We start from the raw sequence: 16,856 nt of genomic DNA on the forward strand, positions 1-16,856 counted from the left end.
AGGCTAGGCCAGTCTAGAGCGTGCACTTTTTGGTCCTGAGGTGGCAATGAGCCCACTGCGTCTTAGCTCCTGCAGCGTCCGGTTGACGTGAACCGTGGACAAACCCAACGCATCGCCCAGCGCCGCCGGGGTGATAGGAAGATCGGCGACGTGATCCTGGATGCGTCCGACCGAACGCAGCCGAAAAATGAGCTCACAAAGGATGTGGGCCATGCGTGTGGAAGCGTCGCGCCTTCCCACATTGGTGACCCACTCTCTGTAAATCGCGGCATCAATCAGCGTCGAGCGCCAAAACGCCGTCGCGATCCGAGGATGCTGCTCGCAAATCGCGCGCAGTGCTTGGTGACGCATGAATCCCAGTCTGGAAGCCCTAAGTGTTGAAAAGTTGCAGTCCATGACGGAGAGGTGCAGACCATGCAGGTCTGTATGTCACCAGGCACAAAGAACGAGGTGATTTGCCGCTTTCCTTCGCCCGTGTGCTTGGTTGATCCAATCAGGCCGTCCAGCACGACAAACGAATGGACCGGGCGATCGCCCTCACGCACCAGGTCGTGATTGGCCGGGAATTCTTTCTCCTGGATCGCGATGCCTCTTAGGATGTCCACATCGGCCGCTCGGATATCTGAGATCGTTTGGAGCTTACGGATAAGGACATCCAAGGATGACATGGAGGCTAGCGGCTACCTAACGGATTGACGTTTTCGAACTCTCGTAGGCCACAAAAGTTCCGAGCTGCAATAATAAAGCCGCAAACGCGTGCGCGACACAGAACCAGCTGTTGGCACTGGCGGCCGCCGGGCTTGCCCTGGGTGCCGCGATCGGTTCGGCGCTGCCCTATAGCACTGTCGAGGACGAGCAACGAGAGCTCACCGCGACAAGCTTCGCGACGCCTCCGAGCCCATCCTTGATAAGGGTCTTGATGAGGCCAAACAGGTTGCCGCCGACGCCTACGAGGCAATCACGGAGGAAGCTGGCCCGGCAAGACATGGCACAGGCACGGTGGCCGGCCCTGTCGGCGAAATTGTCAGATCACAAACCGAGCAGGCTGTGCGTAAGGTGGAGTGCTTCCTCGCCGGAAAGTCCTAAGCAAGCGACGGCAGTCATTTGCTTCGGTGCAGCGTCGTTGCCTGTGTGGACGGCGTTCGGCCTGGCTACCTGCGCGGGACTTATCCGATGGACGGGTGGCCGCGATCGACCGGCTCAAGGGCTTTGTCAAGGAAATGGGCCGGGTACCCGCCGATCGGCTGATCGACTATTGTGTCGGCGGGCTGACGACAAAGGAAATCGCCGCGAAGCACGGCGCCACCGATCGAGAAATGGCGCCGGTGCTGCGCCAGGATCTGAGAGCCTGTGCACAGCATTTCAATTTTTTGACAGGTCGTCGCCGTTGACTTTCAACGCGAAACACCCTACCGACCAACTGCAGAAATGCGCCGCGAACCCGCCCCAGTCAGGCGGGTTTTTTGTAACCGATTGAGTTTACTCTCTCAGCCTAGTGGCATCGTAGCTTCGGAGCCACTCTCGCTGATCGAGATAATCCCGTGCCGAAAAAATATGGTGTTGGTTTCGCGGCCTGCTCGACCGGGTTCTGTCGAGAGGATGAGCAACTCAAAGCTACCTCTGGAACTCAGCTGGTCGACCAAACTAGACAGGCGAGCATTCTCGCTCCGGCCGCGAAGCTGCTTTCCGTCAATGGTCGTCACGATAAATTCGCTCATCACGATCACATCTCCGAAGGGCCGGAGCGCGGCATCTTGCTTTCTTCCGCAAGAACCAGAAGCGCTTCAAGCGTGACCGCCATTCCGGACATCAGGGCAGCAATGTCAGCATTGCCTCCAGGCGAAGCCAGTTCGGTAGCTCTGATTTGCATGCTTTGGCTAAGTTCTTTCAGCTTCAGGCGCAGATCGTCATCCATGTGTTCCTCCATATGGCTGGAGGCGTAACGCGGCCAAGGTCACGCAGTTCCTGACCGGCCATCAAGGCTTCTCGGCCACGCTCAGACCGCCATACTGAAGGTGACTGACAGCTTCAGTCATATGCAGCGGGGATGCCTGGGCCTGAAAGAAGCTGACCGGCTTATCCGATGTCGCCCAGACGCAAATTCCGTAGCCAAGCCCGAAAGAGATCAACAGGGCGGGCAAGATGGGCAAGCGGTGCATGGATTGGCTGGGCCTCTTTGTTGCAGACCCGCCCACAACCTTCCGCAACCTGATCGGTTCGCAATAAAAAATTTACCGTGCCTGCATGGTTTACGAATGGTTTCGAAGGACCGCCAGGACCGCTATTCGCTCGCCCACTCCGTTCGCCACTCCATGTCTACACCTTGCAGTAGCACCTCTGCCTCGTAGCCATGCGACGCGGCACTTCTTGCGGCCTTGATTGCTGCCACTACGGCGGCGATGTTCGAAATGTAATCGTACTCCGAGTCGTCGTACCGGACCTTCCAGCGGTCACCTTCTTTAAAGACGTAGTACTTGGCGCTCGCCATCGCTTCCCCGGTATCATACCCCGCTCATGCAACAAACCACGATTGTTAGGGGTCGTTCGCTGCCTTGGGGGTCGGTTCCGGATTGAGCCTCACCCGCTGACCAGCCGCAAAATTTCTGGCGAATTCCTCGCTCTCGAATAGGCGCTGGGTGATTGTGCCGTCTTCCTCGATGAGCTGCACCGCCCACTGCCCGTCAATATGCTCGATCGAGACACCATTCTTTGGATCACCGCCCATGGCCGCCACTCCACACGGAGGCCGTATAAAATCACCACCGTCCGTGGCGTCAAGTCACGGAATCGTACGAAGCCACGCTCGAAATTGAGCAACTCCAACAAGCGCCGCAATTTCCTCGCAAAAGCCGCACCCCGAACCCGTTGTCTTGCCACAAGGCGTAACAATAAAGGCGCCTTACGGCTACCAAAACGGTTCCTACAACTTAATCAACGGGGTCTCCCTACGCGAAGACCCGGATTCGGCCATTGAAAAAGCGAGCACATACGCAATCGATACGGCGGATCAAAAACGGCTTATCGTTGTCGCCGATGTCGAAGGACAGAGACCGGCATTCGTCGAAGCGGTGTTCAATATGATGGAAGAGCACAAGGTCAAATTCTACACTCTTTCCGATATGGATCCGTTGGTAGCTGACATTCGGAAAAACGTCCTTGCCAACTGAGGAGCAACCAAGCCCTCCGCCGCTCGTTGACCTATGCTGGATGATCCCAGCGCACTTCCTGGACTTGCTCGCTGCTCCCCCAAGGACAGCGGGCCTTTTTTGTTCATCCGTGTACTCGGTTGCCCGCTGCCGGAAGGTGGCGGGCTTTTTTGCGTATTGGGCGGAACTTCGTTTCTAATCGCAGGTTTGCACAGGGCGACTAGCTACCCCGGAAGGTGCTCGTCGCGGGGCTCCGCGGGCTGCGGGCCAGGCCCGCCACTCCCTTAAACGCGGTGGCGGGCTCTCCAGTGGCGGGGGCCGTCATTGGCCGGCGCTCCCGATTGACAAAAATGGCCGGCTCAAACACATTTCTCATTGAGGGAAAAAGCGAGGACACCACATGAAAAAGTCATATGAAAAGCCCGCGCTCATCAAGCGCGAACGTCTTTCGAAGGTTACGGCAGGCCCCGGCCCTTCAGTGATTATCGTTGTCCCAAGCCCAGGCTGAGATACCCAATTCCTGCTCTGAAGGCCCGCTGGCTCCGGTCGGCGGGCTTTTTGTTTTATCACGTGCGCGCGCTAGTTATTTCCGGACGCCGGGGAACAACAGGATTGTTGCGCCATCCTCCGACGCCAACGGCTCATGGCCCGGGCCTTCGTGCCACATCACCTGGCGCAAGTCGCGCTGGTTGACCATCTGGCCGCAATAGGGGCAAGGATAGAAATTGTCCTCTTCCCGCTCTGGCTCGCTGCCATGACGCTTGCCGGGGATCGGCGGGCCGGAATCGGATAGCTTCGTCATCAGATAGACCCTGCGGTTCTATAAGCTGAAACTGTATTCAAAGATGTGACCACGCTTTTCGTCAGTGACCCGGATCCATATAGGCTCGCTCGTCCGCAACGTGACCTCTCGTTCGGTTGCTTCGCGGGCCGCCCTCAAAGGTGTAGTCGCGTTAACGATGTGGGTCGCTGTGACAGCATCGCCATCCATTTCCTCGACATGATATTTCGGCACGACTGCGCTCCGCGTTCTAACCGACGCGCAACGTGCTGCCTCCGGATTTGTTGCACCAGGCCTCCCCGAATCGTAGCAACGGCAGCTCGGCTTACGGCTGGGTCGTGTCGCGCTTCTGCCTGTTGCTCAGGTGGTCCAAAGCGATGATCGCCACGAGCCGGCCGGACGGTTCCTCATTGTCCTGCGGCCTCCGGCCGGCTCCCGAGGGCGTTGAGTTCATCAAGCGTCAACTCAATCTGGTATCGGTATTGCGAACCTTTTGCATAGATACCGGCAGCATCTATCGAAAGGACGACCGCCCCATCCCCTTCGGACCTGAAATCGCCATCGCCCAACGGTCGATGGAAAATCGTCCGAGCAGCGCCTTCTCGTTTCGCAGGTCCTACCACTATCCGCATTGCCTACCTCCTGGTGCCACGCAAATACGAAGTAGCGCCCTCACGCTACCACAGAGGGCTCTAAGCAATTGTCGTGCCAAACCATGCGCCCAATATGGGACGGCGGGATTGTCCGGCGCGCTTGCTTAGATCAGACGGCGCCAATAGGCACTGGCGGAGTAGGCATCCGGTGGGCACAGGGCCGGTGCGGACGGCCGTGGGGAACTAGCTGGGAGCGAAAGCGCGCCCTCGGGTTTGCAATCGCAAGATAGTCGGACGCGTTGTTCGTGGCGGCGGCTACCGTGGTATACGCGCAACACAACAATGCAAATCGCGAGGTGCCATTCTTAAGGCGTTCCTTGTTTTGCGATCACAGGCTACATAGAGATTCGTAACGGGGAGCTGTTTTCTATGCAGAAATTTCTACTTGCCACTGTCTGTGTTTTTGGACTGGCTACGTCCGCATCAGCTGCCGATGTGGTGATCGAGCAGGGCGCCGCTGCCTACAACTGGTCAGGCGTTTACGTCGGCGGAAACATAGGTTGGTCGCAAACCAAGAGCGATTGGCACGATGTCGACGACGATTGGGGTGGTGACACCTACGATGCCGGCTCGGACGGTGTTCTAGTTGGTGGGGTCATCGGCTACAACCAGCAACTATCCAACAACATCGTGCTCGGCATCGAAGCCGACCTGGCCTACACGTCGAACAAGCGCAGCTTTGATGCGCCGGATTCCGGGCGGGTAACTCTCGAAAATAACATGGATATGTTTGGCACCGTGCGCGCTCGCGCCGGCTATGCGTTCGATCGGTTCATGCCTTACATCACGGGCGGTCTCGCAGTAGCCCATTTCAAGCATCAGTGGACGGAGAACGGCGACCCGACGGACAGCTGGCCGGATTTCGGTGGCACCAAGGCGGGGTGGACCATTGGCGCGGGCGCAGAATACGCGCTCAACGACCACTGGACGGCCAAGGCCGAATATCTATACGCCGACTTCGGCGACGTGACGTCAACGAATGAGGATGGATACCGCATGAAGGTTGATCGTTCCGTCAACACGGTGCGTTTCGGTGTGAACTACAAATTCTGAGCCATCGGCGGTCTGTGGCCGCAGTGAGGCAATGTCAGAGGGGCGATGGGCGGCCATACGGGTTAATGCCTAGCTCGCGGGACTCTGGGTTCATCCCGGATTCCGGCCGCCCCTCACAGATACCGCTCGCCGTCGTCTCGGTGATCCAAACAGAACCAATGCGTGGCTTGGCGGGGTCGGGAAAAGCCAAAGCCGGCATGCTTCGTGCAACCGGCGTGTTCGCACATGTGTCCCGCGCTTTCGCGCGCTCTCGCGGCGCCGGCGTCATGCCGTCGGCAAGCTTGGCTAGTTCATCGCTCATGCGGCATAGATTCCATAACATGGCTTGACGGGCAAGGAATTGTTCCTTTTCTGTTCTTAGGTGGGGCGACTCTTAAAAGGTGTCGCAATGGCTAGGTCGAAACCGTCAAAGCAATTATCAGAGGCTGAAAACGGCTCGCCAGCGTGCTCGATTTCGCGTGCGGCTCTGGCTCGCTGCTGCTGAATGTGCGCAAGCGCATGGGGCCGCACGGCATCGGCAGAATCTTCGGGCAGGAAAAGAACATCACCACCTACAACCTCGCCCGCATGAACATGCTGTTGCACGGCGTGAAGGACACCGAGTTCGAAATCTACCACGGCGACACACTGGCCAATGACTGGGACATCCTGCGCGAGTTGAACCCCGCTAAGAAGCCCTTATTCGATGCCATCGTGGCCAACCCGCCCTTCAGTTTGCGCTGGGAGCCGACTGAGGCGATGGGCGACGACGTCCGGTTCAAGAACTACGGCCTCGCGCCAAAGTCGGCCGCCGATTTCGCCTTCCTGCTGCACGGTTTCCACTATCTGAAGGATGAGGGTTTGATGGCCATCATCCTCCCGCACGGGGTGCTGTTCAGAGGCGGGGCGGAAGAGCGCATCCGAACCAAGCTTCTGAAGGATGGTCACATCGACACGGTCATCGGACTGCCTGCAAACCTGTTCTATTCGACGGGCATCCCGGTCTGCATCCTTGTGCTGAAGAAGTGCAAGAAGCCCGACGACGTGCTCTTCATCAACGCTGCGGAGCATTTTGCGAAGGGCAAGCGCCAGAACCAGCTTACGGACGAGCATATCGACAAGATCATCGAAACTTACCAATTTCGAAGGGAAGAGGAGCGCTACTCCAAGCGCGTGGGCATGGATCGAATTGCTGAGGAGGGTTTCAACCTCAACATATCTCGCTACATCAGCACGGCCCAGGAGGAGCTGGAAATCGATCTGTTGCTACCCATGAACACTTGGTCCACATCGAGACGCAAATTCGCGAAGCGACAGCGAAGCACAACACATTCTTGCAGGAGCTTGGTCTTCCTCCCTTGCCACTCGCCAAAGGTTGATTTGAGCTTCTTGCCAACCAAGCGCTGGGGTCGGGCCGCAAATCGAGAAACGTCCAATTTCAACGTCCGTTTTCGATCAATATCGACGTTCGCTTGCACGGCGGTAATGGGGGCGGAAGCCGCTACTGGCATGAGCGAATCAATGGCAGTTCCTGAGATCGCACATCCATCTCGACCATCCAAGATGAGTCCGAAGCCGACGCGCGCCGCCGCCCGCACGCTACGGTGTTCCTAAATTGCGAGCTCGCATGCGGCTATGCGCACGCCTTACCTCAACGGCGGATCAGGGCTTCTGGGTCCATTCCGAGCGCGTCCGCGATCCGGCCGAGAACCGTGACACTGGCCGATACACTGCCGCGTTCAATCGCTCCAATGTAGCGCGCGCTCAGGCCCGATCGCTCGGCCAATTCCTCTTGCGTTAGATGTCGGCTGCTTCTTGCCCGCCGTAAATTGATAGCCAAGGTTTCCTTGAGGTCCATCCCAAGAGATAACTCGGGAATGGAACGATCATTCCAGGAACGATAGTTCCTATTCGTCATTCAGTATGCTATGGAGGGAAACCCCGTCGTCAACGGAAATGGTCATCCGAATGAATGGTTTTCGCCAAATTGCAGTCTCTAGCGGCAACTCTCCAGATCCCGCATTGAGCCTGTGGACCGACTGGCACCGCGCTCGCCACGTGTCGCTGGTCCTTTGTCGGGTGCAGCAGCGGTTGGAGACGCGAATGATGGTCAATCCCGGAATTCCGGTATTGACAGATGGAGAACAGAAAACGCGTCGAACTTCGGTGGCCGCGTCGGAGGAGGGATCGGAATATGCGGTGGTTCGCGAGGCCGAGGTGTTTGCGATGACCGAGGCACTCCGATTTCAGGATTCGATTCCCAACGTCGCGGCTCAGTCTCTCGTGGGTATCGTGGCAAAACTGGAAATGATTGTTGGTGCCGACCGAGACATTGGCGACCCGACGGATTTTCCATGGCCGCACATCGCGTCCGTTCTGCGCGACCTGAAGGCGATTGCTGGCGATCTGCCGGCCTACCGGTTAAACCGGGCTGCTACCCGCGCGGATGTGGCGCGGCATCGGAAAGAAGCAACCAAGCTCGTCGCGGCCTTGGAGGCGCACGGGTGAATGGCTCAAGTACCAATATCGGCAGCGGTCAACGCCAACACTGAAAACAGCGATCCGATAGTGGAACGCGTTTAAGACTAATGGTTCGCCTTCAACGCGTCTAGCAGATTTCCCCACTCCTGCATTAGCGTGACCCGCTGCTCCCAATAGGTCGCTCGGTTGTAGGTCCGTCGGATGGCGTTCTTGTCCTGGTGCGCCAGCACAGCTTCAATCACGTCTGGATCGTAGTCGCGGGCGTTGAGGATGGTGCTGGCGGTCACCCGGAAACCATGGGCGGTCACCTCGTCCTTTCCGTAGCCCATACGTCGTAGCGCAGCGTTCATGGCGTTCTCGGAAAGCGGCCGTTTTGTGGAGCGGATCGAAGGAAAGACCAGGCCGCCGTCCTCTGAGAGCTGCCAGACCTCTTCCAAAACCGAAAGCGCCTGTTTGGACAGTGGCACGTCGTGCGGAGCACGCATCTTCATGCGCTCGGCTGGAATATGCCAGACGGCCTTCTTTCGGTCGAACTCGTCGCGCGTGGCGCCCCGTACTTCACCGGGACGGACACAGGTGAGGGCAAGAAACTGGAGGGCGGCTTTGATGGTTGGCCAGCCGTCGTATTCGTCGACCGTCATCAGGAGCTTGCCGAGCTTCTTTTCATCGGTGATAGCGGCACGACCGTTGACTTTCGGCGGCTGGAGAGCGCCCCGAAGGTGTAGGGTTGGATCGGCCTCTGCCCGTAAGGTGACAATGGCCAAGCGGAAGACGCTGCCTATCACGCCGCGTAAACGCCGCGCTGTCTCTCTTCGACCACTCTTTTCGATCTTCTGGAGGAGTTGGAAAATTTCGGCTGGAGTGATCTCGTTAATGGGGCGTTTGGCGAGTGGGCCGGCCAGATCTTCCAGAAGCCATTTGGTTTTAGTGATGGTAGCCGCCGCAGCGTCCCGTTCCTCCATCCGCGTGACATACTCCTCGGCGACCAAGGCGAATGTGGTGCGTGCTTCCGTGATGGCGGCAACCTTCTCCTCTTTGCGTCTGGTGGAGGGGTTGATGCCGGCGATTAACAGCCTCTTGGCGTCGTCGCGGTTTCCTCTCGCGTCGAGAAGTGACACCAGCGGGTATTTTCCAAAGGAGAGGATATTTTCCTTCTCCAGGTAGCGGTACCGCAGTTGCCAGAGTTTGGAGCCGTTGTTCCGGACGAGCAGATAAAGTCCGTCGCCATCAGCAAGACGATACGGCTTGTCTTTGGGCTTAGCGTTCTTGCAGGCGAAGTCAGAGAGAGACATGGGTAACGGACCTCCCGGGTAATGGGTAACGCCTAAATCGTTACCCACAAACCGATGCGTTGCAACGGCACGCGGTGGGTCACCATAAACCGCCAAACTAGGCTAAGTCATTGATTTGTATCGATTGGTGAGACGTCGTGAGAAGCGCTGGGAAAGTGAAATGGTGCCCAGAGGCGGATTCGAACCACCGACACGCGGATTTTCAGTCCGCTGCTCTACCAACTGAGCTATCTGGGCCTGTTCCGGCAAACGAATTCTCGTGAACCGGATTTCATGAGGCGCCATGGGCGCCCCTTGAAAGCGCGTGGGTTATAGCACGGGAATTCGGCCTGTCCAGCGCCCAGCTGTCGATTTCTGGCAGGAAAAGAGATGCCATCGAAAGGCGGCTCCCTCGGGTGCTTGCATCGCCGGAATGGCCTGAGGCCCGGCCTCTTGTGGCCAGTTAGCCTCCGTCCCGGCCGCCATTCTTCACCGACCGCGCCAGGCGCGACCATGCGATCAAGATCGCACTCGAGTTCAGCAGGCGAAAGCGCGATGTCCAGCGCCGCAGGCTGTCGTCCAGTTCGCCCAGGCTGGACGGCGGCGGCTTGAGCGCGGCATAGTCGAAGCCGCATCAAGCCTGAACTTATGCCGGAGATTGGCGTGGCAAGAAATCCCAGGATCACATTCATAGGCGCCGGCTCGACGGTGTTCATGAAGAACATTGTCGGCGACGTGCTGCAGCGGCAGGCCTTGTCGGGAGCGACAATCGCGCTGATGGACATCAATCCGCAGCGGCTGGAAGAAAGCGCTGTCGTCGTCGACAAGCTGATCGCGACGCTCGGCGTCAAAGCAAAGGCCGAGACCTATTCCGACCAGCGCAAGGCGCTGGTCGGTGCTGACTTCGTCGTCGTCGCCTTTCAGATCGGCGGCTACGAGCCCTGCACCGTGACCGACTTCGAAGTGCCGAAGAAATACGGCCTGCGCCAGACCATCGCCGACACGCTCGGCGTCGGCGGCATCATGCGCGGCTTGAGAACCGTGCCGCATCTGTGGACGATCTGCGAGGACATGCTCACCGTCTGCCCACAGGCGATCATGCTGCAATATGTCAACCCGATGGCAATCAACACCTGGGCGATATCGGAGAAATACCCTGGCATCCGGCAGGTCGGCCTCTGCCATTCGGTGCAGGGCACGGCGATGGAACTGGCGCACGATCTCGATCTTCCCTACGAGGAGATCCGCTATCGCTCGGCCGGCATCAACCACATGTCGTTCTATCTGAAGTTCGAGCATCGCCAGCCGGACGGTTCCTATCGCGATCTCTATCCGGATCTCGTTCGCGCCTATCGCGAAGGCCGCGCGCCAAAAGCCGGCTGGAATCCGCGCTGCCCCAACAAGGTGCGCTACGACATGCTGACCAGGCTCGGCTATTTCGTCACCGAAAGTTCGGAGCATTTCGCCGAATACACGCCCTATTTCATCAAGGAAAGCCGCCCGGACCTGATCGAGAAATACGGCATCCCGCTCGACGAATATCCCAAGCGCTGCATCGAACAGATCGAGCGCTGGAAGGGCCAGGCGCAAGCCTATCGTTCGGCCGACCGCATCGAGGTCGAGCAGTCCCCGGAATATGCCTCCTCGATCATGAATTCGGTCTGGACCGGCGAACCGTCGGTGATCTACGGCAATGTCCGCAACAATGGCTGCATCACTTCGCTGCCCCGCGATTGTGCCGTCGAGGTGCCATGCGTCGTCGATGCCTCGGGCATCCAGCCCACCTATATTGGCGACCTGCCGCCGCAGCTGACGGCGCTGATCCGTACCAACATCAATGTCCAGGAACTGACGGTGCGGGCGCTGGTGAGTGAGAACCGCGAGCACATCTACCACGCGGCGATGATGGATCCGCACACGGCGGCGGAGCTCGATCTCGACCAGATCTGGTCACTGGTCGATGATCTCCTGGCTGCCCACGGCGACTGGCTGCCGGCCTGGGCGCGGACAAGCCGCAAAACCCACGCGGCCTGATCGGACGAGCTCCGGGAAAGACCTCACCGACGGCGCTTGTACAGACGTTCCCTGCGCATGTGATCAACCGCCACTGCGCAGATAAGGATCGCGCCGATGATGATGCTATTGTATTGGGGCGGCACGCTGGCAACGATGAGGGCGTTATCGATCGCCGATAGCAACAGGGCCCCAACCGCAACGCCGGTGATTGTCCCCAAGCCTCCGAGCAAGCTGATACCGCCTATGAGTACGGCCGTGACGACCGAGAGTGTGACCGAGGGCCCACCGGCGGCAACCTGGCCACTTCCAACGCGCGCCGCGTAGATGACACCGGCAAGGCCGGCGGTGGCGCCGGCGGTGACGTAGAGGATCGTATCGAGCCTGTTGACCTTGAGGCCGTTGGCGATCGCGGCTTTGCGATTGCCACCCAGCGCGCGTGTCTCGACACCGAACGGCGTCTGTTCGAGCAGGAACCAGAAGAGCAGCCCCAGCGCGATGGCATAGAGAACGATGTAGGGGATCCCGAGCACGGCTCCCTGACCCAGGGCCTGAAACGTTTCGGGCAGCGGGACAATGTCTTCTCCGCCAGTGAATTGGACACATAGCCCGCCGACGATGAAGAAGGTGCCCAAGGTCGCTATGATCGGAGGCACGTGCAGCCGCTCGATGATCACGCTGTTGACGTATCCGACGGCGGCGCCAGCCGCCACGCCCGCCAGGACCGCAAGCGGCCAGGGCGCTCCCCACACCAGCAACCAGGCGCAGGTGATGCCGCCAAGCGTGAAGACGGCGCCCACGGAGAAATCGAGCCCGCCTCCGATCATGAGCAGTGAAGCGCCGCAGCCCATGACGAAATAGATCACCGCCGCGCGGGCGATGTCGGTGAGATTTGCCGGGTTGAGGAATGCGGGGTTGCGAAGCGTGGCAACGATTCCAACCGCCACGATGACCGCCAGCAATGTCGTTTCCTGGCGCAACATCAGTGTTGAAAGGACACCTTGCGAGGCTGTCGAAGATTGGTGTTCTGCCCGTTCGCTGGCCACGGTCTGGTTCCCTCGTTCAGGCAAAGGTTGGATCGGAACTGGCAGTGTCGCCCTGGATCGCACCTGTAATCAGTCCGATGATTTCATCGCGGCTGGTATCCCTGGTGCGTCGCGTCGCGACCGAGCGCCCCAGCCGCATGACAGTGATGCTGTCGCTATTGCGAAACACGAAATCCATGTCGTGGCTGATGCAGATGACGGCCTTCCCCTGCTGCCGGAGCTCGCCGAGGATTTCTCCCACATGGGCCGTCTCCCGGACTCCCAGTGCCGCGGTAGGCTCGTCGAGAAGCATGATCGGAAGATCCATCCGAACCGCGCGGGCTATGGCGACGATTTGACGTTCGCCTCCAGAAAGCAGTCCGATCTGGGTGCGGACCGAGCCGACCCTTATCTTCAGCTCGTCCAGCACCTTGGCGGCTTCCGTCTCCATGCGGCGGCGGTCTAGCCGGAAGCGTCCTCTGCGCGGAATGGCTCCCAAAGCCATGTTCGTGGCGATGTCCAGGCATTCGACAAGAGCGAGGTCCTGATGAACAACCGAGATGCCGAGGTGATGGGCCTCCGACGCGTCGCGCATCTCAACCGACTTTCCGCCCAGTCGCAGTTGCCCCTGATCCGGACGGAAAATCCCGCACATGATCTTGAGCGTGGTCGACTTGCCCGCACCATTGTCGCCGACAATGGCATGGATTTCGGCCGCCCCGGCGGTGATATCGACATTCGACAACGCCTTGACGTTGCCGAACGACTTGCCCACCCCGAGCATCTCCAGCGCGGGTGCCGGAATGTCCGGCTGGGCGAATGCCATCACTGCCATCCCTTGGCGAGATATTCCTTGTAGTCGCTCGCGTCGAACATGCGCACGCCAACATCGATCTGCGGTTGAACCGTCTCGCCGTGAGCGATGGCCGCGACGGAATCGACCATTTTGGACCCCGCCGTACAAAGATCCTGCAGCATCAGCTTGTAGACGGTGCCGTCGGCAAGTCCTTGCTCGCCGCCACCTGCCGTCCCATTGGCGACGAATACGACCTTGCCGGTCAGGCCCTTGGACTTGATGGCGGCGGTCCCGCCCTGCGTGGCGGTTCCCATATGCGAGGCGATGACGTTGACCTCGGGATGCGCCGTCAAAAGGGCATTGGCCTGGTCAAGCGCCTTGCTGGCATCGTCATTGGTGTAGACCACAGCGGACACGGTGACGTTCTGGGTCTTCGCGGCCGCCGCGGTGAACCCGTCGACGAAGGCTTTGGCCGCGCCGCTTGGTCCCTGCGCCATCAGCCCGACATGCTGCGGGCCCTCGCGCTTTGCTATCGCTTCGACAAAGATTTCGCCGACCCGGGTGAAGTTTGCCCCGATGTTCACGTTCGAGCCGGATTCCGTTCCGGAAGCACCATAGAACGTGCCGACCGTGATACCGGCCTTCCCCGCCTGCTGGAGCAGGGGAACAAATCCCGCCGTCGCCGGAAAGGTCAGTATCGCTCCCGCCTTGTTGGCGATGCCCTGCTGTATCTGCTGAATCATGACGGTGGCATCGAGATTGCCGGTGGTCGGGCCGGATTCCGTCGTGGGAATGTTCAGTTCCTTCGCCCGATTGGCGACGCAATCGCCGATCAGTCGCCACGCCGGATATTTGGGCAGCGGATTGACGAAAAGAATCGAGGAAAGGTCCGCCGCTCCAGCAGCCGCTGGTCCGAAGGCGGTGAAGGCACTCAACGCGCATGCCAGCGCTATGCGCGGCAACCGCAGACTATTGGTTCGCATGAAATCCTCCCATTGACGCTTGCAGCCACGGCTCGCCAGCGTTCGAGGACGTTATGCAACAAACATTGGCATGTGTCAATAATAAGTCAGAATGACTTACTAAATATGCCATTACTCGAACAGGGCCATGTCGATGGCTTGTGCCATGGCCCTGTAGCCCGCGTCGCTCGGGTGGATGTGATCGCCGCAATCATAGGCTGGGAGGAGCCTGGTTGGCCGGCCAGGATCGCGAACGGCGGCATCAAAGTCGACAAAGCCGTGAACGCCTTCGGCCTTTCGGATCCATGCATTGACGGCGGCGCGAACCTTCTCTTTCTCGGGGGTGTAGAAATCGCCGACCGGCGATTCCGATGTTGTTCCTTCGAATGGGGTCAGGGTCCCCAGGATGACGCGAATGCCGGCAGTCTCGGCGCGCGCGGCAAGCTGCCTGATCGCCGATATGATTTGTCTTGCCGTTACGGCCTCATCGGCGCCCGCGAGCGCGGTGTTGGGCCAGCCTATGTCGTTGACGCCCTCCAGAATGACGAGATGCGATACCCTGGGCAGGCTGAGCACATCGCGGTCGAACCGCTCCAAAGCCTTCGTGCCGCGGCGATTGCTCAGAAGCCGGTTGCCGCCGATGCCAAGGTTGAGCACGGCCAGGTCCTGCGTCGCGGTGCTGGCGCTGAGCCGCTCGCTCAGAATGTCCGGCCACCGCCTGTCGCCGTCTATCTGCGAACCGTAGCCGTCGGTAATGGAGTCGCCGAAGCAGGCAATCGCGCGCGATCCTTCCTTTGCGTCGACGTAGATGGCTGAAGCGAAGTAGCGGCTGGTGGTGGTTTGCTGAAGCGGCAGGAGTTCGGAGGCCGCGAAATTCCCCGGTATGGATATGAATGCCGTCTGCTGTGCCTCGTAATGGTGGGTTTCCACCGGAAGGTGGCCGCTCACATAGAAACTCAGGGCAAGCCGGGACAGCGCGGGCGTCGCCAATTCCACGGGATCGCTGAACAGCGGAGCGCCCGGCGCGATCGAGGCGGTCGCGTCGCCGCCAAAGGTGAGGGGGCGGCTCGTCAGGGGCTGGATGGCTCCGTCCTCGCCCGCCAGTGCGACATGCGCCGCGTTGATGACGACCGGTGCGCTGCCGAACTCGTTCGACACCCGTATCCTTAACCGCTGGCCACCGACGCTGATGCGGGCAATCTCGCGAACCGTCTGGTTGTAGAACCCCGGGATCACCATGTCGGCGCCCCAGACATTCATAGGGCTGGCAGTCCATGTTGCGATCCAGTCGCCGCGTACCATCTTCGCTTCCCTCGTCTTTGGTCCATGCCAGCTACTTTCAGGTCGCGGATCAAGTCAATAGGTAATTTTGATTGACTTATTTACTCGCTCCTGCAAATCCTTGCCAAGGGTCGTATCTGCGTCTGCCAACATCCAGGTCGGCGGGCGCGTCCTATTGGGGTATTCACGGTGACCGGACGTATAGGGGGCGGAAGCTCTGCCCGAACGAGCCCAAACGGTATCTATCCAGCTTACAGGGGCGCGAACCAGGTCGGCCTCCGCGCGTCGAATGAACGTCTTGCCCTGTCGCTGATCAGGATTCACGGTCAACTGTCCAAAGCCCAGATCGCCGAGATCACCGGGTTAACCAAGCAGACCGCGTCCGTCATCGTCCGCTCCCTCGAGGCGGAAGGACTGCTGTCGGCGGGAAGGCCCGTCAAGGGCAAGGTCGGACAGCCGTCGGTCCCGATGTCGATCAATCCCGAGGGAGCGCTGTTTCTTGGCCTGCGGCTGGGGCTGCGCCATGCGGACATCGCACTGGTCGATTTTGTCGGCGGGGTTCTAGAGCAGCGAAGGCTGTCCTACGGCGCGGGCGAAATGGGTGAAATAGCACGCATCGCATATACGGCGATTGCCGAGATGCGCTCGCGCCTGACCGCAGCCCAGCACGCGCGGCTGGAGGACATCGGCATAGCGGTAGCTTCGGATATTCTCGCGGCGGTCGCAAACGGCAAGGGCACGGACGGTCCGGAGAGCGCGTGGGCCGAGTTTGAGGACCTGGCCCTGCAAATGGGCAAGGAAACACATCTATCGATCTATCTCGATCGGGACGCGGTGGCGGCATGCAGCGCGGAACTGGCCTATGGACTGGCCGGGGGCGCGCCCGACTTCCTCTATATCTTCATCGGGCATTTGCTTGACGGAGGCATTGTCCAACATGGTCGCCTCGGCTTCTCGCGGCGCGATGCAAGGCCTGGAATCGGACGCATCCTGGTGCCATCTGCGAGCGGCGGTGTGGCACCGCTCGGCACATCGGTTTCGGTTGACGATGTCGGTCTGGCGCCAGGGTCTCGCGCCCCCGACCCGGAGCTCAGGAAATGGATCGAGGCAACCTCGTCCAGCATATCGATGGCGGTCCATTCGGCGTCGGCGCTTGCCACATTCAGGGGCATCGTTCTGGACGGCCTCATGCCGCAATGGGTGAGAGCCGAGCTGGTGCGCGAGATCAGGGAAAAGCTCTCGGCCATCGGCGCCAGTGATCTTGCGGCTCTCTTCGTCAGGGAGGGCACTTCGGACCGGCAGGCAGCCGGCCTTGGGGCGGCCTGCATTCCCCTCCTCGACAGATTCTTCTTGCAATCGGACGCCAATGGCCCCGCGGGCTCGGCAGAAGCCTGATCGAAGTCTGGTCCCGCGCT

At 59.7% G+C, this 16,856-nt stretch carries 20 protein-coding genes and 1 tRNA gene; 7 read left to right on the plus strand and 14 right to left on the minus strand.

Annotation, left to right across the window (positions count from 1 at the left end):
* Positions 1-3: 3 nt before the first annotated feature.
* Positions 4-351 carry a Crp/Fnr family transcriptional regulator gene (locus tag AC1VON_RS09730; RefSeq protein WP_483121769.1) on the minus strand — a complete coding sequence of 116 codons (348 nt, stop codon included), beginning with the start codon at positions 349-351 and terminating at the stop codon, positions 4-6.
* On the minus strand, positions 276-668 hold the full coding sequence (locus AC1VON_RS09735; protein WP_483121771.1) for a cyclic nucleotide-binding domain-containing protein: 393 nt from the start codon (positions 666-668) through the stop codon (positions 276-278). Before AC1VON_RS09735 ends, AC1VON_RS09730 begins: the two co-directional genes overlap by 76 nt.
* A 513-nt stretch (positions 669-1,181) precedes the next feature.
* Here AC1VON_RS09735 and AC1VON_RS09740 point away from each other — a divergent pair.
* Positions 1,182-1,391 carry a hypothetical protein gene (locus tag AC1VON_RS09740; protein WP_483121773.1) on the plus strand — a complete coding sequence of 70 codons (210 nt, stop codon included), beginning with the start codon at positions 1,182-1,184 and terminating at the stop codon, positions 1,389-1,391.
* A 332-nt stretch (positions 1,392-1,723) separates the two neighbouring features.
* On the opposite strand, the gene AC1VON_RS09745 is transcribed toward AC1VON_RS09740, so the two are convergent.
* From AC1VON_RS09745 to AC1VON_RS09755, 3 genes are all read right to left on the minus strand, one after another.
* On the minus strand, positions 1,724-1,915 hold the full coding sequence (locus tag AC1VON_RS09745) for a hypothetical protein (protein ID WP_483121774.1): 192 nt from the start codon (positions 1,913-1,915) through the stop codon (positions 1,724-1,726).
* A 366-nt stretch (positions 1,916-2,281) separates the two neighbouring features.
* Positions 2,282-2,488, minus strand: a complete 207-nt coding sequence (locus AC1VON_RS09750; protein ID WP_483121776.1) for a hypothetical protein — start codon at positions 2,486-2,488, stop codon at positions 2,282-2,284.
* 45 nt (positions 2,489-2,533) lie between these two features.
* A complete protein-coding gene (locus tag AC1VON_RS09755; protein ID WP_483121777.1) occupies positions 2,534-2,725 on the minus strand; it encodes a hypothetical protein in 192 nt (63 codons plus the stop codon).
* A gap of 145 nt (positions 2,726-2,870) precedes the next feature.
* Here AC1VON_RS09755 and AC1VON_RS09760 point away from each other — a divergent pair, with 145 nt between their 5' ends.
* A complete protein-coding gene (locus AC1VON_RS09760; RefSeq protein WP_483121779.1) occupies positions 2,871-3,167 on the plus strand; it encodes a hypothetical protein in 297 nt (98 codons plus the stop codon).
* 562 nt (positions 3,168-3,729) lie between these two features.
* Here the strand turns inward: AC1VON_RS09760 and AC1VON_RS09765 are convergent.
* Positions 3,730-3,948, minus strand: a complete 219-nt coding sequence (locus AC1VON_RS09765) for a hypothetical protein (RefSeq protein ID WP_483121781.1) — start codon at positions 3,946-3,948, stop codon at positions 3,730-3,732.
* Positions 3,949-4,949: 1,001 nt separating this feature from the next.
* On the opposite strand from AC1VON_RS09765, the gene AC1VON_RS09770 reads away from it, so the two are divergent.
* On the plus strand, positions 4,950-5,633 hold the full coding sequence (locus tag AC1VON_RS09770) for an outer membrane protein (protein ID WP_483121783.1): 684 nt from the start codon (positions 4,950-4,952) through the stop codon (positions 5,631-5,633).
* Between the two features lie 113 nt (positions 5,634-5,746).
* Here the strand turns inward: AC1VON_RS09770 and AC1VON_RS09775 are convergent, their stop codons facing one another.
* Positions 5,747-5,860 carry a hypothetical protein gene (locus tag AC1VON_RS09775; protein WP_483121785.1) on the minus strand — a complete coding sequence of 38 codons (114 nt, stop codon included), beginning with the start codon at positions 5,858-5,860 and terminating at the stop codon, positions 5,747-5,749.
* A gap of 217 nt (positions 5,861-6,077) precedes the next feature.
* Between AC1VON_RS09775 and AC1VON_RS09780 the strand changes: the two genes are divergently transcribed.
* Positions 6,078-7,226, plus strand: a complete 1,149-nt coding sequence (locus tag AC1VON_RS09780; protein ID WP_483121787.1) for a type I restriction-modification system subunit M — start codon at positions 6,078-6,080, stop codon at positions 7,224-7,226.
* A gap of 37 nt (positions 7,227-7,263) precedes the next feature.
* Here AC1VON_RS09780 and AC1VON_RS09785 read toward each other — a convergent pair whose 3' ends face one another.
* A complete protein-coding gene (locus AC1VON_RS09785; RefSeq protein ID WP_483126299.1) occupies positions 7,264-7,470 on the minus strand; it encodes a helix-turn-helix domain-containing protein in 207 nt (68 codons plus the stop codon).
* Between the two features lie 245 nt (positions 7,471-7,715).
* On the opposite strand from AC1VON_RS09785, the gene AC1VON_RS09790 reads away from it, so the two are divergent.
* Complete coding sequence (locus AC1VON_RS09790; protein WP_483121789.1) at positions 7,716-8,120, plus strand: hypothetical protein; 405 nt, start codon at positions 7,716-7,718, stop codon at positions 8,118-8,120.
* A gap of 77 nt (positions 8,121-8,197) precedes the next feature.
* Here AC1VON_RS09790 and AC1VON_RS09795 read toward each other — a convergent pair whose 3' ends face one another.
* Positions 8,198-9,385: a tyrosine-type recombinase/integrase gene (locus tag AC1VON_RS09795; protein ID WP_483121791.1), complete on the minus strand. Its 1,188-nt coding sequence runs from the start codon at positions 9,383-9,385 to the stop codon at positions 8,198-8,200.
* A gap of 161 nt (positions 9,386-9,546) precedes the next feature.
* A tRNA-Phe gene (locus AC1VON_RS09800) sits at positions 9,547-9,622 on the minus strand.
* Positions 9,623-10,027: 405 nt separating this feature from the next.
* On the opposite strand from AC1VON_RS09800, the gene melA reads away from it, so the two are divergent.
* On the plus strand, positions 10,028-11,398 hold the full coding sequence (gene melA, locus AC1VON_RS09805; protein ID WP_483121793.1) for an alpha-galactosidase: 1,371 nt from the start codon (positions 10,028-10,030) through the stop codon (positions 11,396-11,398).
* 23 nt (positions 11,399-11,421) lie between these two features.
* Here the strand turns inward: melA and AC1VON_RS09810 are convergent, their stop codons facing one another.
* From AC1VON_RS09810 to AC1VON_RS09825, 4 genes are all read right to left on the minus strand, one after another.
* On the minus strand, positions 11,422-12,339 hold the full coding sequence (locus AC1VON_RS09810) for an ABC transporter permease (protein ID WP_483121794.1): 918 nt from the start codon (positions 12,337-12,339) through the stop codon (positions 11,422-11,424).
* Positions 12,340-12,439: 100 nt separating this feature from the next.
* Positions 12,440-13,228, minus strand: coding sequence for an ATP-binding cassette domain-containing protein (locus AC1VON_RS09815; RefSeq protein WP_206681875.1), 789 nt, complete (start codon positions 13,226-13,228; stop codon positions 12,440-12,442).
* Positions 13,228-14,181 (minus strand): sugar ABC transporter substrate-binding protein, encoded by a 954-nt coding sequence (locus tag AC1VON_RS09820; protein ID WP_483121796.1) that lies wholly within the window; start codon positions 14,179-14,181, stop codon positions 13,228-13,230. Before AC1VON_RS09820 ends, AC1VON_RS09815 begins: the two co-directional genes overlap by 1 nt.
* Before the next feature lie 111 nt (positions 14,182-14,292).
* Positions 14,293-15,462: an SGNH/GDSL hydrolase family protein gene (locus AC1VON_RS09825; protein ID WP_483121798.1), complete on the minus strand. Its 1,170-nt coding sequence runs from the start codon at positions 15,460-15,462 to the stop codon at positions 14,293-14,295.
* 168 nt (positions 15,463-15,630) lie between these two features.
* Here AC1VON_RS09825 and AC1VON_RS09830 point away from each other — a divergent pair, with 168 nt between their 5' ends.
* The gene (locus tag AC1VON_RS09830; RefSeq protein WP_172352268.1) at positions 15,631-16,836 is read left to right on the plus strand and encodes an ROK family transcriptional regulator; all 1,206 of its coding nucleotides are present in this window, start codon (positions 15,631-15,633) and stop codon (positions 16,834-16,836) included.
* Positions 16,837-16,856 lie beyond the last annotated feature (20 nt).

The sequence above is a fragment of the Mesorhizobium sp. HAY1-8B genome (assembly GCF_056868045.1).